At 38.8% G+C, this 22,588-nt stretch carries 23 protein-coding genes and 1 tRNA gene; 12 read left to right on the forward strand and 12 right to left on the reverse strand.

Annotated elements, in window-relative coordinates; translation table 11 throughout:
- Positions 1 to 50 precede the first annotated feature (50 nt).
- The 3 genes from sds to NMG86_RS02220 all read right to left on the reverse strand — a co-directional run bounded on the left by sds (position 51) and on the right by NMG86_RS02220 (position 4,376).
- Positions 51 to 1,022, reverse strand: coding sequence for a solanesyl diphosphate synthase (gene sds, locus NMG86_RS02210; RefSeq protein WP_026794918.1), 972 nt, complete (start codon positions 1,020 to 1,022; stop codon positions 51 to 53).
- Between the two features lie 1,175 nt (positions 1,023 to 2,197).
- Positions 2,198 to 3,028, reverse strand: coding sequence for a glutamate racemase (murI, locus tag NMG86_RS02215; RefSeq protein WP_026796915.1), 831 nt, complete (start codon positions 3,026 to 3,028; stop codon positions 2,198 to 2,200).
- Between the two features lie 175 nt (positions 3,029 to 3,203).
- Positions 3,204 to 4,376: an RNA-guided endonuclease InsQ/TnpB family protein gene (locus NMG86_RS02220; protein WP_026796916.1), complete on the reverse strand. Its 1,173-nt coding sequence runs from the start codon at positions 4,374 to 4,376 to the stop codon at positions 3,204 to 3,206.
- Between the two features lie 184 nt (positions 4,377 to 4,560).
- Here NMG86_RS02220 and NMG86_RS02225 point away from each other — a divergent pair, with 184 nt between their 5' ends.
- The 4 genes from NMG86_RS02225 (at position 4,561) to NMG86_RS02240 (ending at position 10,318) form a co-directional block, all read left to right on the forward strand.
- Entirely contained in the window at positions 4,561 to 5,280 is a 720-nt protein-coding gene (locus NMG86_RS02225; protein WP_026796917.1) for a pyridoxine 5'-phosphate synthase, read from the forward strand.
- Positions 5,281 to 5,320: 40 nt separating this feature from the next.
- A complete protein-coding gene (locus tag NMG86_RS02230) occupies positions 5,321 to 5,650 on the forward strand; it encodes an MgPME-cyclase complex family protein (protein ID WP_026794915.1) in 330 nt (109 codons plus the stop codon).
- A 310-nt stretch (positions 5,651 to 5,960) separates the two neighbouring features.
- Positions 5,961 to 7,592, forward strand: coding sequence for a site-specific DNA-methyltransferase (locus NMG86_RS02235; protein WP_026798733.1), 1,632 nt, complete (start codon positions 5,961 to 5,963; stop codon positions 7,590 to 7,592).
- The gene (locus NMG86_RS02240; protein WP_043939651.1) at positions 7,589 to 10,318 is read left to right on the forward strand and encodes a DEAD/DEAH box helicase; all 2,730 of its coding nucleotides are present in this window, start codon (positions 7,589 to 7,591) and stop codon (positions 10,316 to 10,318) included. The genes NMG86_RS02235 and NMG86_RS02240 overlap by 4 nt, the downstream gene beginning before the upstream one ends.
- Here the strand turns inward: NMG86_RS02240 and NMG86_RS02245 are convergent.
- Positions 10,299 to 10,355 (reverse strand): helix-turn-helix domain-containing protein, encoded by a 57-nt coding sequence (locus NMG86_RS02245; RefSeq protein ID WP_141294479.1) that lies wholly within the window; start codon positions 10,353 to 10,355, stop codon positions 10,299 to 10,301. The two genes, NMG86_RS02240 and NMG86_RS02245, sit on opposite strands and share 20 nt — an antisense overlap.
- A gap of 112 nt (positions 10,356 to 10,467) precedes the next feature.
- Between NMG86_RS02245 and NMG86_RS02250 the strand changes: the two genes are divergently transcribed.
- Positions 10,468 to 11,160: a hypothetical protein gene (locus tag NMG86_RS02250; RefSeq protein WP_043938891.1), complete on the forward strand. Its 693-nt coding sequence runs from the start codon at positions 10,468 to 10,470 to the stop codon at positions 11,158 to 11,160.
- A 127-nt stretch (positions 11,161 to 11,287) separates the two neighbouring features.
- On the opposite strand, the gene NMG86_RS02255 is transcribed toward NMG86_RS02250, so the two are convergent.
- On the reverse strand, positions 11,288 to 11,764 hold the full coding sequence (locus NMG86_RS02255) for a divergent PAP2 family protein (RefSeq protein ID WP_026788488.1): 477 nt from the start codon (positions 11,762 to 11,764) through the stop codon (positions 11,288 to 11,290).
- Positions 11,765 to 11,783: 19 nt separating this feature from the next.
- Positions 11,784 to 12,710: a geranylgeranyl diphosphate synthase CrtE gene (gene crtE, locus NMG86_RS02260; RefSeq protein WP_026788489.1), complete on the reverse strand. Its 927-nt coding sequence runs from the start codon at positions 12,708 to 12,710 to the stop codon at positions 11,784 to 11,786.
- Between the two features lie 202 nt (positions 12,711 to 12,912).
- Here crtE and NMG86_RS02265 point away from each other — a divergent pair, with 202 nt between their 5' ends.
- Both NMG86_RS02265 and NMG86_RS02270 read left to right on the forward strand, forming a co-directional pair.
- The gene (locus tag NMG86_RS02265; protein ID WP_026788490.1) at positions 12,913 to 13,170 is read left to right on the forward strand and encodes a UPF0175 family protein; all 258 of its coding nucleotides are present in this window, start codon (positions 12,913 to 12,915) and stop codon (positions 13,168 to 13,170) included.
- A 2-nt stretch (positions 13,171 to 13,172) separates the two neighbouring features.
- Positions 13,173 to 13,649 (forward strand): PIN domain-containing protein, encoded by a 477-nt coding sequence (locus NMG86_RS02270; RefSeq protein WP_026788491.1) that lies wholly within the window; start codon positions 13,173 to 13,175, stop codon positions 13,647 to 13,649.
- A gap of 59 nt (positions 13,650 to 13,708) precedes the next feature.
- Here the strand turns inward: NMG86_RS02270 and folD are convergent, their stop codons facing one another.
- Complete coding sequence (gene folD, locus NMG86_RS02275) at positions 13,709 to 14,572, reverse strand: bifunctional methylenetetrahydrofolate dehydrogenase/methenyltetrahydrofolate cyclohydrolase FolD (RefSeq protein WP_026788492.1); 864 nt, start codon at positions 14,570 to 14,572, stop codon at positions 13,709 to 13,711.
- 42 nt (positions 14,573 to 14,614) lie between these two features.
- Between folD and NMG86_RS02280 the strand changes: the two genes are divergently transcribed.
- Positions 14,615 to 15,019, forward strand: a complete 405-nt coding sequence (locus NMG86_RS02280) for a hypothetical protein (RefSeq protein ID WP_026788493.1) — start codon at positions 14,615 to 14,617, stop codon at positions 15,017 to 15,019.
- Positions 15,020 to 15,082: 63 nt separating this feature from the next.
- Positions 15,083 to 15,505: an NUDIX hydrolase gene (locus NMG86_RS02285; protein WP_026796919.1), complete on the forward strand. Its 423-nt coding sequence runs from the start codon at positions 15,083 to 15,085 to the stop codon at positions 15,503 to 15,505.
- Here NMG86_RS02285 and NMG86_RS02290 read toward each other — a convergent pair.
- The 4 genes from NMG86_RS02290 to NMG86_RS02305 form a co-directional block, all read right to left on the reverse strand.
- Entirely contained in the window at positions 15,502 to 16,224 is a 723-nt protein-coding gene (locus NMG86_RS02290; protein WP_026796920.1) for a M23 family metallopeptidase, read from the reverse strand. The genes NMG86_RS02285 and NMG86_RS02290 overlap by 4 nt on opposite strands.
- A 14-nt stretch (positions 16,225 to 16,238) precedes the next feature.
- Positions 16,239 to 17,810, reverse strand: coding sequence for a bifunctional ADP-dependent NAD(P)H-hydrate dehydratase/NAD(P)H-hydrate epimerase (locus tag NMG86_RS02295; RefSeq protein WP_026796921.1), 1,572 nt, complete (start codon positions 17,808 to 17,810; stop codon positions 16,239 to 16,241).
- 88 nt (positions 17,811 to 17,898) lie between these two features.
- Positions 17,899 to 17,970: transfer RNA gene (locus tag NMG86_RS02300), tRNA-Thr, on the reverse strand.
- Positions 17,971 to 18,032: 62 nt separating this feature from the next.
- The gene (locus tag NMG86_RS02305) at positions 18,033 to 18,413 is read right to left on the reverse strand and encodes a c-type cytochrome (RefSeq protein ID WP_026788497.1); all 381 of its coding nucleotides are present in this window, start codon (positions 18,411 to 18,413) and stop codon (positions 18,033 to 18,035) included.
- 160 nt (positions 18,414 to 18,573) lie between these two features.
- Here NMG86_RS02305 and petG point away from each other — a divergent pair, with 160 nt between their 5' ends.
- A complete protein-coding gene (gene petG / locus NMG86_RS02310) occupies positions 18,574 to 18,690 on the forward strand; it encodes a cytochrome b6-f complex subunit V (RefSeq protein ID WP_026788498.1) in 117 nt (38 codons plus the stop codon).
- 174 nt (positions 18,691 to 18,864) lie between these two features.
- On the opposite strand, the gene NMG86_RS02315 is transcribed toward petG, so the two are convergent.
- Positions 18,865 to 19,923: an IS630 family transposase gene (locus tag NMG86_RS02315; protein ID WP_042152127.1), complete on the reverse strand. Its 1,059-nt coding sequence runs from the start codon at positions 19,921 to 19,923 to the stop codon at positions 18,865 to 18,867.
- 350 nt (positions 19,924 to 20,273) lie between these two features.
- Here NMG86_RS02315 and NMG86_RS02320 point away from each other — a divergent pair, with 350 nt between their 5' ends.
- Both NMG86_RS02320 and NMG86_RS02325 read left to right on the forward strand, forming a co-directional pair.
- Positions 20,274 to 21,701 (forward strand): glycosyltransferase, encoded by a 1,428-nt coding sequence (locus NMG86_RS02320; protein WP_237747575.1) that lies wholly within the window; start codon positions 20,274 to 20,276, stop codon positions 21,699 to 21,701.
- A gap of 77 nt (positions 21,702 to 21,778) precedes the next feature.
- Complete coding sequence (locus NMG86_RS02325) at positions 21,779 to 22,573, forward strand: calcium-binding protein (RefSeq protein WP_026796922.1); 795 nt, start codon at positions 21,779 to 21,781, stop codon at positions 22,571 to 22,573.
- Positions 22,574 to 22,588 lie beyond the last annotated feature (15 nt).

Genomic DNA, 22,588 nt, shown 5'->3' on the forward strand with positions numbered 1-22,588 from the left:
TTTAGTTAACAGTTAACCGTCATCAGTCAACTGTCAACTGTCAACTCCTTTTAATACAGCCGACTTAAAACATAATCTGCTAAACCGATTAACGCCTGTCGAGATTCACAAGTTTGAAAAGATTCCAAATACTTTACCGCTTGTTGGGCATGATAGGCAGCCAACTCCCTAGAGCGTTGAATCCCTGAGCTATCTTTAATTAAGGTTAAAGCCTGTTCTAAATCTCCATCCGTAGCAAATTCTCGCTCAATTAACGTTTCCAGATGGGGTTTTTCTTCTAAAGCATAAAGGGTGGGTGCGGTTAAATTTCCACTTTTGAGATCGGATGCTGCGGGTTTACCTAATTCCTCGGTTAAACCCGTAAAATCCAAAATATCATCAACAATTTGAAAGGCTAAACCTAGATGGCGACCATAGTTGTATAAATCTTCGGTTTGTTGCGGAGAAACTTCACTCAAAACACCAGCCGCTTTAGAACTATTGGCAATCAAAGAAGCAGTTTTATAATAGCTTTTTTCTAAGTAGGCTTCAATTGATAATCCTGTATCAAACCGATTAAGACCCTGTTGAATTTCTCCTTCCGCTAAATTCATAATTACCTGAGACAATAATTTTACCACTTCCAGGTTATCCAAATTGGCTAAATACCAAGAAGATTGAGCAAATAGAAAATCTCCAGCTAATACCGCAACTCGGTTATTAAATAAACTATGAACCGTTGGAACTCCCCGACGCATTTCAGAATCGTCCACGACATCATCATGGACGAGACTGGCGGTATGGATCATTTCTGTGATTTCTGCCAACCTCCGGTGCTTCAGGCTAATATTTTGATCGGGCGTTGTCATTCGGGAAATTAACAGGACAATCGCAGGACGTACCCGTTTCCCTTTGACACTAAACAGGTGTTCTGCGGCGGCATACAAAATTGGATGTCGCGCACCGACAAGCTGTTTTAAGTTATCGGTCAACTGCCGCAGGTCTGCTTCAACTGGCGAAAATAGAAGAGTTTGCGATGTCATGGATTAGCCAACTCAGGCGTTGAGTTAACAAAATTTTACATATCATAGTCTGATTCTAATCTGTTTCGGCTCAGGGGATCGCATTTTTGCTAAAATATTGTCTTGGGAACTCTCCGTAGCCAGGGGTAATCCTCAAAAATTTCTAGGTTTTAGTACCCACCCTTAACTCTTGCAAAACGTCGCTTCTGGAGATTTTGCGCCCTCTTTCCCCTACTCTATTTTTTAGGCGCGGTGGGCAGATCAAATTCTGAAAAAAATTTCCGTGCACCGCTACCATTCTCTAATTTTTATGTTATCTTAGGGGTAAGAGTTTAAAGAATTCTATACATTAGGGACAACGGTTCTAGCGACTGGGTTCAGGAGAATCTATCGCCACCTATTTAATCTATTGGCTTAAGGATAGCCGTTAGGACTTATCGACAAGCTTCTAACTCCGTTCTGGTCATAAGAAAAGGATGGGAGTGTGGAAACGAGCGTGTCTTCAGACCACCAGAGGAAACACGCCTCAGGGGAATTTATTCCCATGAGGAGCTTAAAAAGATGTGATAGAATCAAAAAACACAAGTAAGAATAAACATCTGCGTGTTGAAGTATCCTAGTATCGGAGAAATCCCGGCTCCCGCGAAACAACGGTTAGATTTAATTCTAATGGCAGTATGACAAGAAAGAGCAAGTAAAGGCAGGATAGTGAGCGTACCGCGATTTGGCTTAGTGATGGATTCTGAAAGTGTCTTGATTTGAGAGTAAAAGTATCGGGAAGATTAGGTTTGTAGCTTGATCAACTCAGTAGACGATATTTGGCAATCGTAGCGAGAATTAGATTAAACTAATTCTGTCCGCAGAATCGAGCGTGTCTTCAGACCTGAGAGTGTCAATTCCCGTAGGAATTTTTTATTTGTGGGTCACAAGAGCTCTGGCAGTTGCGATCGCTTGTTGACCTGATGTAGTGGGTCTTAAACTTCTCTGCTCCTCCTCCTATTTCTTCAGGCTGACTCATGATGTTCTATAACGATATGCCCTTAATCATCCCGCTTCTGGCCACGGGTTATGTTTTGATGATTTATTTACTCTTAGCCCTTGCTAAGTATACAACAAACATCTTGTGAACTACCCACACTGACTTGGAGTACCAAGTACAGTTTGGGCGTGCCATGGCGTGTCTCTACACTGATTAATTACTGATTACTGACGGTGAGGGGTTCCATTGCGGGTAGGGTAGTGGCTTCTACTGCGGGAGTGAATCCCAACCACTGCACCGAAAGATCAGCAAACTGTTGAGGGCAGCCACTCACACAAAACCGCGTTGGTTTGGGGGGCTGGGTATTCCGCATTCCTAACAGTTCTAACTCCTTAACAGTAGCTTTAACTAAAGAAACCGCCGGGTCAACCAACTGAACCTGAGCCGGAAGGATTGAGCGCAACACTGGGGCTAAATGGGGATAATGGGTACAACCATAAATCAGAGTATCAATTTGCTGCTGAATTAACGGGGTTAAATATTCCCGTGCCACTTGATAGGTGTAAGGGTCATGAATTCGGTTTTGTTCAATGAGGGGAACAAATTCTGGACACCCTACTTGCCAGACTTGAACCGATGGATCGGTTTCTTGAATCGCATGGCGGTAGGCATTACTAGCGGCTGTGGCGGGGGTGGCAATCACTCCAATCCGTTTTCCTTGTCGCACTGAGGCTTGAGCACCCGGAAGAATCAGTCCTAGCATCGGTATATCAAATTCATCTTGAACCGTTTCTAAAGCCAGGGCGGAACTGGTGTTACAGGCCATGAGAACCATTTTGGCGTCCTGTTGCATTGCCCAAAGAATAATTGGGCGGACAAACTGCAAGATTTCCTCTTTTGAACGGGTTCCATAGGGCAAGTGCGCCGTATCTCCAAAGTAAAGAACGGATTCATTGGGCAGTTGACGGTACAGTTCCCTTAAAACCGTTAATCCCCCCACACCACTATCAAATATTGCGATTCTTTTTTGTCGATTGTCCATTGTCATGGGTTAAAAATCTGTCTTTGATTGTCTGTTATCAATGGTAGAGAGCTTTGTTGTCAAGTCTATTGACAGAATTTGTTCGCTCTAAGCTGAAACAATAGGGCAATAGAAATCTACGGGTTAAATATTGTTAAATTGACATCCTCACCGCCGTAAAACTGACGGTGATTCCTAAACTTCACAATTTAGGTTTCTGCTTCTTAGCAGTTGCCTTCACAGATTTACTCTGTTCGGGTCTTACACTCGCTCCACAGACTAACACGGCAAGCCCTGCCGCCAAAATATTTTTACTGGCGTTAAGATCTCGGTCATGGTGAGTCCCACAGTTTGGACACTCCCATTCTCGTATCTTTAACGGCATTTTTTCCACAATATATCCACAATTACTACACCGTTTTGAACTAGGAAACCACCTATCTATTTCGATGTAGGTTCTCCCATACCAACGGCATTTATAGGCTAATTGTCGAGTGATTTCACCCCAACTTGCATCTGATATAGATTGTGCAAGTTTTCGGTTTTTGACCAGGTTTTTTACAGCTAAATCCTCAACCACAATCGTTTGGTTTTCACGAACTAATTGAGTTGTTAGCTTGTGTATATGGTCTGTTCTGGTATCGGTAATTTTTGCGTGAATTCTAGCTACTTTAATTCTGGCTTTTTCCCGATTCTTTGACCCTTTCTGTTTTCGAGAAAGACTTTTTTGCGCTTGACGTAACTGACGATAGGATTTTTTGAGATGTTTAGGATTAGATACCTTATCCCCATCGCTGGTAACTAATAGGCTACTAATTCCTAAATCAATTCCTATCGCTTGATCAATAACAGGTAAAGGTTTAATAGTCGGGTCATCAAATCTAATAGATATATGCCAACGACCAGAAGGATGTAACTTAACGGTTACAGAGGACGGCTCACATCCTTTTGGAATCTGCCTAGACCATCGAATATCTAAAGGTTCAACACTTTTCGCCAGGTAGATTTTTCCATCTTTAAACTTAAATGCCGACTTTGTAAATTCAGCACTACCACCATTCCTTTTTTTCTTGAAGTTGGGATATTTTGCCCTTCCTGCAAAGAAATTAGCAAATGCCGATTGAAGATGTCTCAACCCTTGTTGTATTGGTACACAGCTAACTTGATTAAGAAAATCCAAGTCTTCTTGTTTTTTCCATGCTGTTAGCATAGAGGATGTTTGGTTATATCCAATTTTTTCTTGCCTCTCGTACCATCCTTGAGTTCTCTCATGGAGAGCCTTGTTGTAAACCAACCTTACACAACCCAAAGTGCGTCGCAATAGCGACTCTTGCTCTGGACTTGGGTAAAATCGGTAATTGAATGCTTTTTCCATACCTCACATTATAGTATATCTTTTTGTGAATGTGTTAAATTAAAAATATAAAGCCGTCGTAGAACGACGGGGTTTCTACCCAATTTTTCGATGAACGCTCGTCCCCCTTCATGGGTGTGAGTTTCAACGCAGTGGAATTATTTGTCAAGGTGAAGGACGGTATAAATACAAGGAGGAACAAAAATTGCCGACACTGGGAGTAAATATTGATCATATAGCCACGATTCGCCAAGCCCGGCGCACCGTTGAACCCGATCCCGTAGGGGGGGCTGTGCTGGCGGAATTAGCGGGGGCTGATGGAATTACGGTGCATTTGCGCGAAGATCGACGCCATATTCAAGACCGGGATGTGCGACTATTGCGCCAAACCGTGAGAACCCATCTAAATTTAGAAATGGCCGCGACGGATGAAATGGTGGCGATCGCTTTGGACATCAAACCCGACTATGTAACTCTAGTACCCGAACGTCGGGAAGAAATTACCACCGAAGGGGGGTTAGAGATCGCCGGACAAATTCCTCGGATGACCGATGTGGTGAAAACCCTACAGGAAGCAGGAATTCCGGTGAGTTTATTTATCAATGCCAACCCCGAACAAATTGCAGCCTCGGCCCAAGTAGGGGCTAAATTCATCGAACTGCATACGGGATGTTATGCAGAAGCTAAAGGGGAAGACCAGGTTAGGGAACTGGGGATTTTAGCCGAGGGATGTCAACGGGCCTTAGAAGCCGGACTGCGGGTAAATGCCGGACATGGGTTAACCTATTGGAATGTTTATCCCATTGCCGCCTTAGAAGGGATGGAAGAACTCAACATTGGTCATACAATAATAAGTCGGGCCGTTCTCGTCGGCTTAGAACGAGCCGTCCGAGAAATGAAACAAGCGATTTTTGGGCAACTTTAACCCAGAAATCTTCCCATGATAGAATTTACAACGATTAACCATGCAGACTTATTACTACGTTTTAGGCAGTCACAAGTTTTTACTTGAGGAAGAACCCTTAGAAGAAGTGTTGCGCGAACGCCAACGCAACTATCGGGAACGGGAAAAGGAAATTGATTTTTGGTTAGTGCAGCAACCTGCCTTTTTAGAAGCGCCAGAAATGGCTGAGATTAAAGCCAAATGTCCTCAACCTGCGGTGGCGATTATTTCCACAGATAAACAAGTGGTCACCTGGTTCAAATTGCGTTTAGAGTATGTATTCCAGGGACAATTCCAAGCTCCGACCGCTAGTATTCCCGATGCTTTGGGGTCTTTAGCAACGGCCGCTTAAAAATTCTGATCCAATATTTGACCCTGATCAGTACAATGAAAGCTGTTGCTTCATTGTTGTCAACTGCGGTTTTTGGAGAACAAAGGTTAAACTAAGCCAGAGAGTTTCCCCCTCTGGCTCGTCTTCAAAAGCAGCTTTTATCTTTCAAACTTAAAATAATAAGGTTCACCTAAAATTTCAATCAGTTTTTAAGAGTTTAACTGATGTTGTTCCTTTAACGAGTAGGGTAATGCAAGAGTTAGATAGCAGGAATAATTAGATTAAAAATCTGAATATTCCTAAAGTTTAACTGTTAAGATAAAGATTAATTATGACTAAAAAGCAGAGACTAGAATTAACCTGGATTGGTAAGGATATTCGCCCCAAATTGGAGCCACGAATTTTGCTGGAAGATCCAGATAAATCCTATCATGCTGCTCATCGGATGAGTGAAAATGATATTTTTGATAATCGCTTAATTTTTGGGGATAATTTGTTGGCTCTCAAGGCTTTAGAGTCAGAATTTGCAGGAAAAGTTAAATGTGTATATATTGATCCTCCTTATAATACGGGATCGGCTTTTGAACATTATGATGACAGTGTAGAACATTCCACATGGCTTTCTCTTATTCGTGCCAGACTAGAAATTCTCTGGAATTTGTTATCTGATGAAGGTTCTATCTGGATTTCAATAGATGACTATGAAATGGCCTATCTAAAAATTTTGTGTGATGAGACTTTTGGACGTTTAAATTTTATCGCTTCTAATGTGTGGCAAAAAAGATATTCTAGGGAAAATAGAGAGGCAATAGGAGATGTCCATGAGTATATTCTTCTTTACGCTAAAAATCCGACAAAATTTAAAGAGATTCGTCATAAAGTTTCACTAACTGAGGCTCAAGCAAAGGTTTATCGTAATCCGAATAATGATCCTAGAGGGCCTTGGAGAACTATTCCTATTACTGCACAAGCCGGACATGCAACAAAAGAGCAATTTTACGAAATAATTGCTCCAGGAGGCAAAGTTTTTAAACCAAGTGAAGGTAGGTGTTGGGGTCTTTCCAAAAGTACATTTGAAAAACTTAGATCTGAAAACAAAATCTATTTTGGTAAAGATAATAATTCTCAGCCAAATCTTATCCGATATTTATCAGAAGTTGAAGGAGTAGTTCCTTGGACTTGGTGGCCTCATGAAGAAGTAGGTCATACGGATGAATCAAAGAAAGAAATTCACGCATTATTCGGCAAAGAAGATGCTTTTGACACGCCGAAACCAGAGAGATTAATTAAGCGAATTATTGAAATTGCTACAAATCGAGGTGATTTAGTATTAGATTCCTTCGCAGGTTCAGGAACAACAGGCGCAGTCGCGCATAAAATGGGAAGACGCTGGATCATGATTGAACTTGGCGAACATTGTCATACCCATATTATTCCCCGACTTAAAAAAGTAATTGATGGCGAAGATCAAGGGGGAATTAGTAAAGCATTTAATTGGAAAGGTGGCGGTGGATTTCGATACTATCAGCTTGCACCTTCCCTACTCGAAAAAGATAAATGGGATAATTGGATTATTAATAAAACCTATAATGCCGAAATGTTAGCCGAAGCACTCTGCAAAATTGAAGGTTTCACCTACTCACCATCAGATACTTTCTATTGGCAACATGGCTATTCTACAGAACGGGATTTTATCTATGTTACCACCCAAAATCTTCGTCACGAACAACTATCTAAACTTGCTGACGAAGTAGGACAAGAACGCAGTTTACTCGTTTTATGTACCGCCTTTCGAGGCAAAACTGATATATTCCCCAACCTCACCGTTAAAAAAATTCCTAAACAAATTCTTTCACGCTGCGAATGGGGACATGATGATTACAGCCTGAAAATTGAAAACCTGCCAAAAGCACCCCAAAAAATCGGACAACTAACACTATTTGACCTGGATAACATACAATGAATCAACTTGTTAATAACATTGCTAATCGTCTGAGTCTGCGCCATCCCCAGCGCCAATCATTAGAAATTCTTGCTCGTATTTGTGAACTTTTAAATATTCCAAATATCGCAGATCGAGAAACAAGTTTAGCCGCGATTAAAAAGGAATTTCCCACGTTTACTGACTTCGAGCGCGAGTTTCCATCCTTATGTTTTGCCCTAGCCACAGGTGTTGGTAAAACTCGACTTATGGGTGCTTTTATTAGTTACTTATATTTAGAATATAAAATCAAAAACTTTTTTGTTCTAGCACCTAACCTAACCATTTATAACAAACTAATTACCGACTTTACGCCCAATACCTCAAAATATGTATTTACGGGTATTTCTGAATTTGCGATCGCTTCCCCAGAAATTATCACAGGTGATAACTATGAAATGCGGGCAAGAACCCTTTTTGATGATCAAATTTCATGCAAAATTAATATTTTTAATATCTCCAAAATTAACTCGGAAGTGCGTGGGGGGAAAAGCCCCAAAATCAAACGACTATCCGAATATATTGGGGAAAGCTATTTTGATTATTTATCTCAATTAAAAGACCTTGTAATCTTAATGGATGAATCCCACCGATATCGTGCCTCAGCCGGAGTTCGCGCAATTAATGAATTAAAACCATTATTAGGTTTAGAATTAACTGCAACTCCCTCTATAGAAACCAGTAAAAAACCAGAAAATTTCAAAAATGTTATCTATGATTATCCCCTCGGACGTGCAATTAAAGACGGTTTTGTTAAAGATCCTGCTGTTGTTACTCGCAAAGACTTTAACCCGGCGTCAATGTCACCAGAAGCCATCGAACGTCTCAAACTAGAAGACGGTATCTATCTCCATGAAAATATTAAAAACGAGTTAAAAGCCTATGCAATTCAAACAGGAAAACATATTGTTAAACCTTTTATGTTAGTGATTGCCCGTGACACTAGCCACGCCTCAAAACTGATAGAATTTATTCAATCCGATGAGTTTTCAGACGGCAATTATAAAGATAAAGTGATTCAAGTTGATTCGAGTAAAACAGGCGCTCAAGAAGATGAAATGGTAGAGAGATTGCTTAAAGTTGAGCATCCCGATGAACCCACTGAAATCGTGATTCATGTTAATATGCTCAAGGAAGGTTGGGATGTTACTAACCTTTATACTATTGTACCATTGAGAGCCGCAAATTCTAAAATTCTGATCGAACAATCTATCGGACGGGGCTTACGTTTGCCCTATGGAATGCGTACAGGTGTAGAAATTGTTGATCGTCTAAATATTATTGCCCATGACAAATTTCAAGAAATTGTTGATGAAGCCAAACGTCCAGAATCACAAATCAGATTACAACAAATTATCCTCACAGATGAAGACTTACAGCAAAAAACAGAAACAGTAATTTCACGATCGCAACTCTCCCAAGATTTAGGAATTAAGCCCGAACAAACAATTAATTTACCTAATAATTTACCTGAAACCGAACCCCAAAATATTCAACCATCGCTATTTCAATCACCTGTAGAAGAAGAAATTGCACAGCTTACCTACAAAGAAATCCTAAAGCTTGAAAGTCGCCCCGAAGAAGTCCCAACTACCGCCCATATTGCATCCCCAAAAGTTCAAGCAATAGTGCGTGAAGCCGTAGAGAGAGAATATCAACCCGCACAACTGGAACTTGAGGGTGTAATAGCACCTCCAAATATTGAAGCAATTGTTGCCAAAACAACTGATTTAGTCATTGAGAAAACTATCAATATTCCTAAAATTCTGATTATTCCTAAAGGAGAAGTGCGATCAGGTTTCAGGTCTTTTGCCCTAGATGTCACAGGTTTAAATTATCCCGTTCCCTCCAAAGGACAATTACATATTCAATCTTTACCTAGTGGTAAATATGAATACCTAGAAATAAAAAAAGAAAACTTTTTAGAATCTCAATTAGAAAACTATATTGTCAAAAATTTAGTTAATTTTGATGATATTTCCTATGATGAAAATGCAGATTTACTTTATGATCTTGCGGGTCAAGTCGTTAATCATTTTATGACTTATTTATCAGAAGAAGATACACACAAAGTTTTACGCTATTACCAAAAGGAAATTGCTAATTTTGTCCATAGCCAAATGCAACAATATTTCTGGGAAGAAACCACAGGTTATGAAGTCAAAATTAGTAAAGGTTTTACAGCTTTAAAAGATAGTGCCTACACCACAAATGCTAATAATTACCGTGATTATCGATCTTCGCCAGCAGATAAAAGCAATATGTCTAAATATCTGTTTACAGGCTTCTCAAAATGTCTTTATCCAGAACAGAAATTTCAATCGGAAGCAGAAAGAATATTAGCACTAATTTTAGAACGGGATGCCATTAAATGGTTTAAACCCGCAAAAGGACAGTTTCAGCTTTATTACAAATGGGATAGAGACTATTCAGAATATCAACCTGATTTTGTTGCTGAAACAGAAGACTTTATTTATATGCTTGAAGTCAAAGCTAAAAATGAAATAAGCGATCCTCAAGTGCTTGCCAAGAAAGATGTCGCTGTTCAATGGTGTCAATATGCTTCAGAATATATGCTAAATCATGGGGGCAAATCTTGGAAATATGTCTTAATTCCCCATGATGCGATTAGTGAAAATATGACTCTCAAAGGATTAAGCGCGATCGCTATACAATCACTACAAAATACTAAAAGCAAATTTGCTTAGGTGTTGGATATAGTCGAAAACGATACCGGGCTTTCATTCTTTTTGATCAACTGGTTCTTTTATATATTAAACTAGAATAACTACAATAAAAGCCTAAGTAGAACTTACGAGCTTTAAACCCAATTAATTTTTTTGCAAACCTTCTGTTTATGCGTCAAAGTGGTGTCAAAAGGTTATCTGCCCTCTGGGTTTCCAGTCTGCTCACGGCTACCAGTTGGGGTTTAGCAGTCCAAACCAGTTTAGCCCAGGAAACTTGTGCAGCACCAAAGCCTGGAGAATATCTGTTATTGATTGTCAGTAACACTTCCGAGGAACAAAAATTGGTGCAGCGCACGTTACCCAATGACATCAATAGTGAGGTTTGTCGCTATTTGACGAATTTAGTGACTAGGGTGGGAGGATTTAGTGATCCTTTAATTGCAGAGGATTGGGCTACCTATCTACAGGATAAGGTTAAGTTACCCGCCTATGTGGTGAAACAGGAGGTCATAGCCATACCCCGTCCGAGTCCGAATTCTAGTCTTGGCCAGACTCCGATTGTTCGAGAAACCCCGCCAACACCCAAAAAAGAATCAACAGCTAATTCTCAATCTTTGGGGTCAGGTTATGCTGTTTTAGTGGATTATTTGAATCAGCCGGAATTAGTCCAACAGTTAAGAACCCTAATCGGTGAAAATGTGGGTTTAGTTTCCTATGGTCAGCGACCCTATTTATTAGTAGAATATACAACAGATTCCGAAAAAGCAACAGCAACTTTAAATAAATTAAGTAATCGTGGCTTTTGGCCGATATTAGTCGATAGTAACCGGGTGACAGTTATTAGTCCTACGGTTAAACCTTAGATGACAAATAATGGCTATAGATATTGTATTTCAAGGTTTCTACAGAAATATAGCAATAAGCAGCAAGGGTGTTAACGACTTCTTTGTGTCTTCGTGTCTTTGTGGTTAAATCAGACTTGACCCTTGGCTATACTGGCATAAAATGTAGAGGCCAAGTTATCTCAGCAATCGAAGCGATCGCAATCCCTAATCCTAAACCAACAATAACTTGAAAGGGGGTATGACCTAATAATTCAATTAATCTTTCTTCGCTTAATTGTTTATGTTCTTCAAAGACTTCATCAATAATTTGGTTTAAAATGCGGGCTTGTTTTCCTGCCGCTTGACGGACTCCAGCCGCATCGTACATCACAATAAACGCAAAAACAACAGCAATGGCAAAATCAGGACTTCCCCACCCCATGGTTTTGCCCACTCCCGTTGCTAAAGCACCGACAAAAGCGGAATGGGAACTGGGCATCCCTCCGGTTGTCACCAACACCCGCAGATTAATTTTGCCATGTTGGACTAGCTCCACCGCTAATTTAGAAAGTTGAGCCAGAATACAGGCTAACAGGGCAACCCATAACACTTGGTTATTGAGGATTTGAGAAAAGTCTTGCATATAATAGAAATCAATAGCTTTAGTGAGTGCGATTAGTGATAAAATCTGCGATCGCTAACAGAGGAATAGCCTTATCCCCATAGTTAGATAATTCGGCTTTTGCCGCTTCAATTAACTGCTGGGCCTGACGTCGGGATTCATCTATGCCCCATAAACTGGGATAGGTGACTTTTTTAGCCGTTAAATCCTTACCTGCGGTTTTTCCTAACTCCTCCTGGGTTGCGGTAATATCGAGAATATCATCCACAATCTGAAACGCCAAACCAATATTACGCGCATACCGAGATAACCCTTCAATTTCCGTTTCCTTCGCCCCGGCTAAAATCGCCCCACAGACCACAGAAGCCTCTAATAAAGCCCCAGTTTTATGGGTATGAATAAAAGTTAGGGTTTCTTCGGAAACATCCGTGAGTCCTTCCGAATCTAAATCCACCACCTGGCCTCCAACTAAGCCCGCAGCCCCCATCGCCCGACCTAAACGAGCAATTACCTGTAAAACTTGATTTGCAGGAACATTAGGAGTTTTAGTCGCTACAAATTCAAAAGCATAACTCAATAAACCATCCCCAGCTAAAATCGCAATATCCTCTCCATACACCTTATGATTGGTCAGTTTTCCCCGTCGATAATCATCATTATCCATGGCTGGGAGGTCATCATGAATCAAGGACATGGTGTGAATCATTTCCAGGGCGCAGGCGGTAGCCATGGCCATCTCTACAGTCCCACCGACCAACTCACAGGTCGCCAAACACAAAATCGGTCGCAAACGCTTTCCTCCAGCCAGCAAAGAATAGCGCATTGACTCATAGATTTTTTCAGGGTAGATTAGGGGGAGAGACTGATCTAAAGCCTGTTCTACTAGGGTCTGTCGTTGGGTCAGATAGGCAGATAAGTCAAACTGAGGGTTTTCCAACGGTGAGTTAATTTCGCTTACCAATACCATGACGAGTGCTTGTTTATAATAGGAGTAATGTTAACAAAAGTCGACTACTGGGGACTTAATTTTTCCCTTGATTTCAGGAGCAAAGTCTTAACTTCACTATTTTACGAGTCTTGTGACACAGAAGTGATCATGAATTTTTCAGCACCCCGCACTCTCTGTGACGGGGCTTCCTGCCTCTAACTTCACTATACCAAAAATCACTATGCAAATCACCCTTGAACTCCCTGATGAAATAGCAGAAAAATTACAGTCTGTTAATATTTCTCGGCGTATTTTGGAACTAATCACCGCCGATTATTACCGTCAAGGTCAAATCGGTGCTTCTGAAGTAAGACGAATACTCAAATTTTCTTCTCGTTGGGAAACCTACGAATTTCTTAAGCAAGAAAAATCTTATTTACCTTATACTGAAAATGATTTAGAACAAGATGTTCAAAGGATTCGTCATCTTTTAGCTTAGGAATGATTATTATCTCTAATACTTCGCCCATTAATTACTTGATTTTAATTGGACAAATTGACTTGCTTCCGCAATTATTTTCACAAATTATTATTCCTTGTGCAGTTTATCAAGAATTATCAGCTAGAGATGCACCGGAAAACGTGAGAAATTGGATTATAAATACACCTAATTGGCTCAAAATTGAGGCTGTTACTCAACCTGCTGACAAGATAATAGATTTACTTGATCCTGGTGAACGTGAAGCGATTCTTTTAGCACAACAACTTAATGCTGATTTAGTTATTTTAGATGATATGAAAGCAAGACGTATAGCGATAGATAGAGGTTTATCTATTACAGGAATACTTGGTATTTTAGATCAAGCCGCAACGATGAAACTGATCAACTTATCTACAGCCATTGACAATCTTCAAAAGACATCTTTTTGGGCATCGGAAAGTTTGTTACAAAGATTATTAGATAAACATAATTTGTAAAATAGATAATACCCACCCTACGGTCGTTAACAGTCAACTGTCAACTGTTAACAACGCCTCTACTGAAATTTTTCCAAATAACTCCAGAAGGTATTTTGCAATAACATCGCCACGGTCATCGGGCCAATACCGCCGGGAACTGGGGTAATATATTGGGCGATGGGTTGAACACTGTCGAAATCTACATCCCCGACTAGGCGAGATTTGCCATTATTATCCGTAATTTTATTAATTCCGACATCAATTACAATGGCACCAGGTTTAACAAAATCCGCCGTAATCATTTGCGGACGTCCGATAGCCGCCACTACAATATCCGCATCCCGGCTAACTTTAGCTAAATCTTGAGTTTTAGAATGGGCAATAGTTACGGTACAATCAGCTTCTAATAACATCAAAGCCATCGGTTTTCCGACTAAAATACTGCGACCCAAAACAACGGCGTGTTTTCCTTTTAACTCAATATTATATTCCTCAAATAGTCGCATCACTCCGGCCGGGGTACAACTTCTTAATCCCTTTTCCCCCCTAGCTAACCGTCCTAAGTTTTCCGGGTGCAAACCATCAGCATCTTTCTTAGGATCAATTTCATATAGTAACCCAACGGAGTCCAAATTAGCAGGAAGGGGTAACTGAACTAAAATTCCATCCACTTGTTCATTTTGGTTCAGTTCATGGATAATACTGGTAAGTTTTTCTTGGCTAGTTTCTGCGGGGAAATGTTGACCAAAAGAGGTGATGCCAACCTTAGCACAAGCCTGTTCTTTATTACGAACATATACCGCACTGGCCGGATTCTCTCCTACCATAATCACCGCTAAACCGGGCGGGCGTCCAACTTTAGCTTGCCATATTTCTACCTGTTCTTGCAGTTGGGCTTGAATCTTTTTGGCTGTAGATTTACCGTCTAATAGATTATCCATAATTCGTTCTCTGTTTTGTTAATTAATATATTCAGTGATTCCATGACCTTTTCATTTCCACAGAAGTTCACCAAAACCTGGCACATTAGTATTGTATTACTATTTGTGACCGGATTAGTCGGTTGTCAGAGTATTTCACATTCTGAAAGTTGGATTAATTTTAATACAGCTAAAATTGAACTGCTACAACAAAAACACAAAATAGGTGCTAAAGTTTATCTCAGAGGTAAAGTCAAAAGTCATGCACCCTTTTTAGGGGCAGGCGCTTATCAACTCCAAGATGATACAGGTTCAATTTGGGTATTTACCACTCAACCTTTACCACCCCTCGGACAAGACCTATTAATTCAGGGGAAAGTAGAATATAAAAGTATTTTAATTAAGGAGATGAAAGGAAAAGATATTGGAGATGTTTATCTCAAAGAAATTAACCGTGAATCAACGTAGAGACGTGCCACGGCGCGTCTCTCTTTCTCTTTCTCTAATCTATAATCAGTCAAAATAATAATTATGATTCAAGTTGCTATAGCGATTCTTTATCGAGATGGAAAGTTTTTATTGCAGTTACGAGATAATATCCCTAATATTGTTCATCCTGGGGTTTGGGGATTATTTGGGGGACATTTAGAACCCGAAGAAACCCCAGAAAATGCCTTTAAACGAGAATTACTCGAAGAAATTGGTTATAATGTTCCTGCGTTTTTACCCTTCAATTCCTATCCAGATTCTCTGGTTAATCGGATTGTTTTTTATGCTCCTTTAACGGTTGATTTGAGTCAATTAGTCTTACATGAAGGCTGGGATATGGGATTATTAACCCCAGAGGATATTCAAGCCGGAGAATGTTATTCTGAAAAGGCAGGAATGGTTAGATTAATAGGGACTCTGCATAGAAAGATTTTATTAGATTTCATGGCTCAAAAGTTAGTTTAAGCCACAATGGGAACACTATTATCATCGGGTAAAATAGAACGGGGATCAACTTTTTCACCATCGGGGTTATGAACTTCAAAGTGTAGATGAATAGAATATCCTCCCCCATCAATTTCTAACCCTTCATACCCAAAACCCGAACCGCCCCGCACCCCGATAAATTGACCTTTGGTAATGGTTTGACCCACTTCAACCCGAATAGATTGTAAATGAAAATAAACGTGCTCCCAACCATTAGAACGTTTAATATAAATCGCCCGACCTTCTGCACCACTGGGATCATTTTTAATATAATCAACCACTCCATCACTCGCCGCATAACATTCATCGGGAGTATATCCCCCAATATCAACACCTGCATGAAGTCTACCTCTAGCATAACCAAATTCAGTTACGGAACCCATACTGGTTCCGGTCATTGGCCATATCCATTCTGAATTAGAAACCGCAAAGGAAGCCGAAGAAACTGAATGGGATACGGTTAATTCTTCATCGGTTTCTAATAGTTTAACTTGATGAGCCGGAACGAACCAAGTTGTCATATTTTTGGGTTTGGGAGATAGAAAATTAACCCGTAAATGGTTATCTTCTGCCTCAGAATAACTTTCTATTTCAAATATTGTATCACGATAAGCGGATATTTTTTCATTATAAGCAACAGCTTCGGCTACAACCGGATGGAGCTTAAAAATCGTATGTTCTAAAACTTGTAATTTCATGGTTATCTCCTGATTTAATTTATGGTTTTTAGGAACTGTGTTAAAGCTGGAATTAAATATTGAGTTAATGTATAGGCATCAACCCCTAATTCCGTGCGTTCTGTTGCGGCTAAAATCCCGGCTTGGGAATGCCACCAAACCGCCGTATTAACTATTAATTCTACAGGTTTTTCCGCTAAAATAATAGGGGGTAAAAGCCCTCCTAATAATCCCGTTAAAACATCCCCGCTTCCCCCACGACCTAAAGCTGGGGTACTATCAGGATTAATCCAAACTTGATTCGGAGTAGCTACACAGGTTCTAGCCCCTTTTAAAACAATAATAGCACCCGTTAATTCGGCGGCTTGTTTGGCTAATATTATTTGATTTTTTTCTAATGCTATCAATTCGGGAAATAGCCGTTTAAATTCTCCAAAATGGGGTGTTATAATAGTCGGAAATTTACGAGAAGATAGGGCGAGAACTGGATTCAATTTAGCCAAAATATTTAAAGCATCCGCATCTAAAATAATTGCACAATTTGCTGTTAATATTCTTTCCACAATAGCTTGAGCTTCGGTTGTTAATCCAGGGCCACAAACAATAGTTTGATAGCGGTTTAAATCTATATCTTCTGGAAGTTCAAGAATAGCTCCATTTTCCGTTTCAGGACAGCCAATAATTAGGGATTCTGGTAGTTGCAAACTTAACCAGGGTTTAATCGAATTGGGTACAGCAATAGAAAGCATTCCCACACCGCTTGCTCTGGCTCCTAATCCAGCTAAAATGGCGGCTCCTGTATATTGTTTGGAACCTGCTATAATTAATAAATGACCGTTTTTATATTTATGACAATTCACGGGACGGGGCAAAGGTAAACTATTAATTGCCGTGTCCTGAGTGATGCGATTTAGGATAGGATATTCCCCGATGATAGCATTAATATCCGCCCTAGGAATATCAAGATCAATCAGTTCTGCTCTGCCAATATAATCTAATCCGGTATCTTGTAAAAATGCTTGTTTCCATAGTCCCAAACAGAGGGTAATATTTGCTCTAATTGCTGTTCCTAATATTTCCCCTGTATCCGTATGAATTCCCGATGGTAAATCAATGCTAATGACAAATTTATTCAAATTATTAATTATATTGATAGCATTGGCAATTTCTCCGGTAATTTCTCGCTCTAAACCAAATCCAAATAACCCATCAATCAGAATATCACAGTCATATAATTCTTTAATGTTAGAACTAAAATTAATTCCCAAACTAATAGCATATTTGGCATGGGATTCCGTTAATTCTTTAGGCTTTGAAATTGGACTATAAATTACAATATTATAACCCAAAAAATAGAGTTCCCTCGCTACCACTAATCCATCACCACCATTATGTCCTGGCCCTACTAATATTCCGATTTTATCAGCCGAAGTGATTGATTTTTCTGAGAATAGAGTCTGTAACTTGTGAGTAATTTTTCCGGCAACTTTTTCCATTAAAGCCGCCACAGGTATCCCGGCAGAAAAGATACGTTCTTCGATATTTCGCATCTGTTCTGCCGTAACAACAATTTGTTGAATTTTTTTGGATCTAATCTTAGCATTCATACCGTTTCTTCTAGGTTCTCAGCGCTAGAGTAATGGGCTGTAATCATCCTTGAGCAAGGAAAAAGAAAAAATTTTCACAGATCTTGAAAGCTGGTGACAAGATTTGAACTTGCGACCGGCTGATTACAAATCAGCTGCTCTACCACTGAGCTACACCAGCAACGTTTCCGATTATAGCAAAAGTTACTAATTTTGATCAAGACTTTTTGAGATTTTTTTGGGCTATAGAGTTTCCAAATAATTCAACAGGTCGGCCATTTCCTGGGGATTGGGTTGAAATTTTGGCATGGGTGGGGTATTACCACCGGTGACTTGCTGAATAATGCCTACTTCTGATTTCCGTTGGGAAACATCCTGAAGACTTGGCCCTACTTGACTATCGGTTTGCCAAGCGTGACACCCGGCACAGTTATAAAGAAAAATTGCCTGTCCTCGGACAAAATCCCCTTTGATGGATAGCACATTCTCCACATAGGGATCAGAAACCTGTAACTTAGGAAGGACAAAAATCCAACCCAGGATCAAAACCATCAAGGCCAGGGTAGTGATGGAGGCTCGTTTGATCAGGACATCAATTTCTGTAATTGCAAGCTGGTTATCCAAGGTGTTTCTAATAATTTGAGACTGATCTACAAGAATCTTTACATTCTACCTAGTTTATAGCGTTGTCTGGTTAAGAGCAAGAGCGCTCAACAGTGAAGCGTCAACGGTTCAGGGTATGATTAGAGATTAATTGCTCAAATTAACACCAAGGAGTTATCTAGTGGTAGAACCATTATTATCGGGAATTGTTCTGGGTTTAATTGTCGTTACCCTATCCGGGTTATTTGTTGCGGCGTACCAACAATATCGTCGGGGAAACCAACTTAATATCGACTAAATATCCAACCGACCCTAGGTTAAGCCCCCCAGGGCTGTTTAATTTGCCAAAAATTAGGTACGAAAAAGCCAAAAATCAATAATATTTTCGGCTATCATTCTTTGAGTCATTGTCGGAGAATGATAGCCATTAATTTTGAGAAGATTAAGAACTATAGCAATCCTAAATGATTTTCTATATATAAGTATACTGATGAATTTTGGGAAAATCAAATTTATGTTCCTTAGTAAAAAACTCGAACAAAAATTTGATAATCTTAAACGACCTGCATAAATACCAATACTTCCTCAAAAAGTTTTTCGCTTGTAACCAAATATCTTCAACCGGATTTTGTTGCGGAGCATTAGGAGCAAATAAAATACAAGTAATTAAAAAATCATCAGGTTCTTTATCACCATTTATTTCTGATAAAAATTCTCTAAATTCTCCAAATCTATGATAGCTCGCTCCATCCCAAATTAAGATAATTCTCTTGTTTTTATATTGGTTTTGTAAGTATTTTATAAATTCAATTGTTGATTTTCCATCCCCAGATGGGTAACTTTTAACATGGAATCTTTTGCTTTGATAATTCAGTGCTCCAAAATAAGTTTGTCGCTCTTTTTCATTGGTAATTGGAACTTCAATTCTTAGATTTGATTGACCCCAAACGTAGCCATTAACATCTCCATGAAGTAGATGACATTCATCTAAAAAAAATACTATTACTTCCCCCGATTCTATGCCAGCCTTTTGTTTTGATAACATCTCATTAATTTCTTCTCTCTTTTTTTTTACTTGCTCTTCGTTAAATTTTGGATTCACCTTTTGAGACTTCTTCCAACTAATATTTGCCTGGTCAAAAAGTTTATAGTAGCTTTGTTTCGATTTATATATTACCCCAAATTCTTGATCCACATAAGTAACTAATTCATCTAAATCCCAATACTTTTTATTCTTTAACCACTCAATTACTTCTGTTTTTTCTTGAATACTTAAATACCCTTTTGAGCCTTTATATCCTAGTTTTAATCCAGCGATTCCTTTGACTTTAAAAACTTTTTTCCAATGCCCAACAAAAAATTCGCTTACACCTAAAATTTGGCTGATTTCACGGTAAATTTTACCGGTGAGTGCCATCCTGACAGCTATTGCTCGTTTTAGTTCTCTTGCCGAAAGATTACTCTCAATTAAAATTTCTAATTCAGCTATTTCTTTGTTCCGCTCTTTTTCTGCCTGTTGTAAGTCATTCATAATTTTTATTGTCATAATCAAGTAGTGTATATCATTATATCATGCTCTTGATAATGATTTAGGACTGCTATATACTTCTAATAATTGCGAAGTAGGGGTAATTCGCTTTACTTATTACCGAGGTTTACTAGAAATTATGACACCTTTAAATCCCCATGAAGGTAACAAAAAACTATTAGGCCGTTTGGTAAGTACCTAAACAAAATTAATTACACATCCTCCACCCTGTTCCCTCCCCCCCTAGCCCCCCGTGCGCGGGGGGTTTGGGGGGGCTGTTCCGGTGTTCCCTCTCTCAACTAGGTAATTTATTTTGTGTAACTACTTAGAAACTCTGACTGAAGAATTAAATAATGATGCAAAATAGTTTGGAGATGGAAAAGATAAAATTATCTATGATTATTCCCTTCTGGAAACAGGAGGATTTTTTATTAGATATGATTACAAATTTAGAGTATAATTTAGATGTCAGTTATGAATTTATTATTTTAGTAAATTGCAATTTATTTGATTTTGAATTAGCTGATATTCTGAACTATTTGAACCTGCAAGGTCATCAAGTTTTATATTTTGAGCCTGCTTTTAATAGTCAAGAAATTTTTAATCAAGCCATTGCAAAAGCACAGGGTAATTATATTGTTTGGGTACAATATCCGGTTACTTTTTTTCCGAAAGGTTTGGCAGAAGCTATTAATATTTTAGATAATAATTTAGAAGTAGATGGAGTTAATCAAATTCCAGAATTAAAGAGTTTTCAGGAAAATGGGGAAGGAGTAAAAATTGGATCTATTTTTAGAAAGGCAATTTGGGAAAAGGAAATTATATTAAAGGAAGATTATATAGATAATTTTAATTGGGAATTTAAGTTTAAAAATAGTCAAAATAATTTGATTATTCATCAACTTTCTGAAAAAATATGTGAGCTTAAATTTAATAATTGTTTAAATCAAGAAATTAAAAAATTGCCTTTAGTTAGTGTTTGTATTCCAGTTTATAATGGAGAAAAATTTATTGCTGAAGCGATATCTAGTATTTTATCTCAAACCTATTCCGCGATAGAATTAATTATTTCTGATGATAATTCCTCTGATCATACCATCGCGATCACCCAATCTTTTCAAACCCAAACTTCTATTCCGATTAATATTTTAACTCATCAAAATTTAGGATTAGCAGAAAATAGCAATTTTTGTATTAATCAATCTCAGGGTAAATATATTAAATTTGTCTATCAAGATGATATATTAATGCCTAATTGTATCGAAAAAATGGTTAATTTAGCCGAAACAGATCCCGATATTGGATTAGTGTTTTCACCTAGAGAAATGTTTTTTCTTGAACAAGAAAATATTAATTTAGAATTAATCGCAGTTTATCAACAATTCGCTAATTTACACCAAAGTTGGTCTAATTTAAAAGCTATTCAATGGGGAAAAGACCTCTTAGCTGATCCCAATTTATGGCAACATCCGATTAATAAAATTGGCGAACCCAGCACCGTGTTATTAAGAAAATCCGTATTTAAAACTATAGCAGGTTTTGACCCCGAATTAAATCAATTAGTCGATTTAGATTTATGGTGGAGAATATTGGCACAATTTAAAGTCGGTTTTGTCGAAGAAACTCTATCTTATTTTCGACTCCATACTCAACAAAAAACCTGTCAAAATATGTTAGAAGGTCAAGCAATGGATCTGAATTTTTATGATAAAATCTATTCCCATCCCGATTATCAGCTATTTCCCCCCCAATTTCGAGCCTCAAGCGGTATTGATCTATAATTCTATCCAATGGGGTTTGCCAACCTAACCAAAACCCTGTAAAGTTTGTTCAGAAATAACTTAGGACAGTTTTAACTATGGCTAATTTTCTCACTCCTAGCACAATTCCCGGTGTATTTGCCCTTTTAGCAAGTCCCCAAGATGATAATGTTCTTCTATTTTCTGGACAGGTTTCCGCCTATCCAGACGGTGTGCTATTATTGGCAGGAAATGATAATTTACAGAGTTCTAATATCAACGATAACTTACTGATTAATGGCAATCAAGGAAATGATACTCTGGTCGCATCCAATGGATTTGATACGCTATTTGGTGGACAAGATAATGATCGGATTTTTGCCAGTTCTGGTAATGATTTAATCTTCGGAAATTTCGGGGATGATGTCCTAGAAGGAGGATTTAATGCCGATAGTATTTATGGCGGTCAAGGCAATGATACTCTTTATGGTGATGAAGATGGAGATATACTATTTGGTGATTTAGGAAATGATATTGTAGATGGGGATGGTGGGGTTGATACATTAATCGGTGGTTTAGGAAATGATACCTTTATTTTCGACCCAGGTGAAGCCAGTCTTCGGGTGCGGAATGTAGATGAAATCCGACAATTTGAACCGGGAACCAGTCCGTTTAATGGAGATAAAATCGCGGTTCCGGTGGGAACTCAAATTGATTCTAATTCATTATTTAGAGATCGGTTTGATTTGTTACCCCAAGAAAATGATCTCAATGGCGATGGCTTAAATGATATTATTGTGGAATTATTAGACGGAAGAATTTTGGGTGCAGTGATTAATGATGGATTTTTACCTGCTCAGTTAACCTTCGATTTGGATTTCGTTTTTAGTAACGCTTTCGATTTTAATTTATAAACAAAACCCAGGAGC

It is taken from the genome of Planktothrix rubescens CCAP 1459/22 (genome assembly GCA_904830895.1).
Lineage (GTDB): Bacteria > Cyanobacteriota > Cyanobacteriia > Cyanobacteriales > Microcoleaceae > Planktothrix > Planktothrix agardhii.

What these genes read in the sequence shown, in the direction of transcription:
- NMG86_RS02295 (WP_026796921.1), bottom strand. Translation starts at nt 17,810, where the DNA reads ATGAATGCTAAGATTAGATCCAAAAAAATTCAACAAATTGTTGTTACG.
- folD (WP_026788492.1), bottom strand. Translation starts at nt 14,572, where the DNA reads ATGGATAATCTATTAGACGGTAAATCTACAGCCAAAAAGATTCAAGCC.
- NMG86_RS02255 (WP_026788488.1), bottom strand. Translation starts at nt 11,764, where the DNA reads ATGCAAGACTTTTCTCAAATCCTCAATAACCAAGTGTTATGGGTTGCC.
- crtE (WP_026788489.1), bottom strand. Translation starts at nt 12,710, where the DNA reads ATGGTATTGGTAAGCGAAATTAACTCACCGTTGGAAAACCCTCAGTTT.
- NMG86_RS02220 (WP_026796916.1), bottom strand. Translation starts at nt 4,376, where the DNA reads ATGGAAAAAGCATTCAATTACCGATTTTACCCAAGTCCAGAGCAAGAG.
- NMG86_RS02325 (WP_026796922.1), top strand. Translation starts at nt 21,779, where the DNA reads ATGGCTAATTTTCTCACTCCTAGCACAATTCCCGGTGTATTTGCCCTT.
- NMG86_RS02315 (WP_042152127.1), bottom strand. Translation starts at nt 19,923, where the DNA reads ATGAATGACTTACAACAGGCAGAAAAAGAGCGGAACAAAGAAATAGCT.
- NMG86_RS02230 (WP_026794915.1), top strand. Translation starts at nt 5,321, where the DNA reads ATGCAGACTTATTACTACGTTTTAGGCAGTCACAAGTTTTTACTTGAG.
- NMG86_RS02285 (WP_026796919.1), top strand. Translation starts at nt 15,083, where the DNA reads ATGATTCAAGTTGCTATAGCGATTCTTTATCGAGATGGAAAGTTTTTA.
- NMG86_RS02265 (WP_026788490.1), top strand. Translation starts at nt 12,913, where the DNA reads ATGCAAATCACCCTTGAACTCCCTGATGAAATAGCAGAAAAATTACAG.
- NMG86_RS02320 (WP_237747575.1), top strand. Translation starts at nt 20,274, where the DNA reads ATGATGCAAAATAGTTTGGAGATGGAAAAGATAAAATTATCTATGATT.
- sds (WP_026794918.1), bottom strand. Translation starts at nt 1,022, where the DNA reads ATGACATCGCAAACTCTTCTATTTTCGCCAGTTGAAGCAGACCTGCGG.
- NMG86_RS02280 (WP_026788493.1), top strand. Translation starts at nt 14,615, where the DNA reads ATGACCTTTTCATTTCCACAGAAGTTCACCAAAACCTGGCACATTAGT.
- NMG86_RS02250 (WP_043938891.1), top strand. Translation starts at nt 10,468, where the DNA reads ATGCGTCAAAGTGGTGTCAAAAGGTTATCTGCCCTCTGGGTTTCCAGT.
- NMG86_RS02235 (WP_026798733.1), top strand. Translation starts at nt 5,961, where the DNA reads ATGACTAAAAAGCAGAGACTAGAATTAACCTGGATTGGTAAGGATATT.
- murI (WP_026796915.1), bottom strand. Translation starts at nt 3,028, where the DNA reads ATGACAATGGACAATCGACAAAAAAGAATCGCAATATTTGATAGTGGT.
- NMG86_RS02270 (WP_026788491.1), top strand. Translation starts at nt 13,173, where the DNA reads ATGATTATTATCTCTAATACTTCGCCCATTAATTACTTGATTTTAATT.
- NMG86_RS02240 (WP_043939651.1), top strand. Translation starts at nt 7,589, where the DNA reads ATGAATCAACTTGTTAATAACATTGCTAATCGTCTGAGTCTGCGCCAT.
- NMG86_RS02290 (WP_026796920.1), bottom strand. Translation starts at nt 16,224, where the DNA reads ATGAAATTACAAGTTTTAGAACATACGATTTTTAAGCTCCATCCGGTT.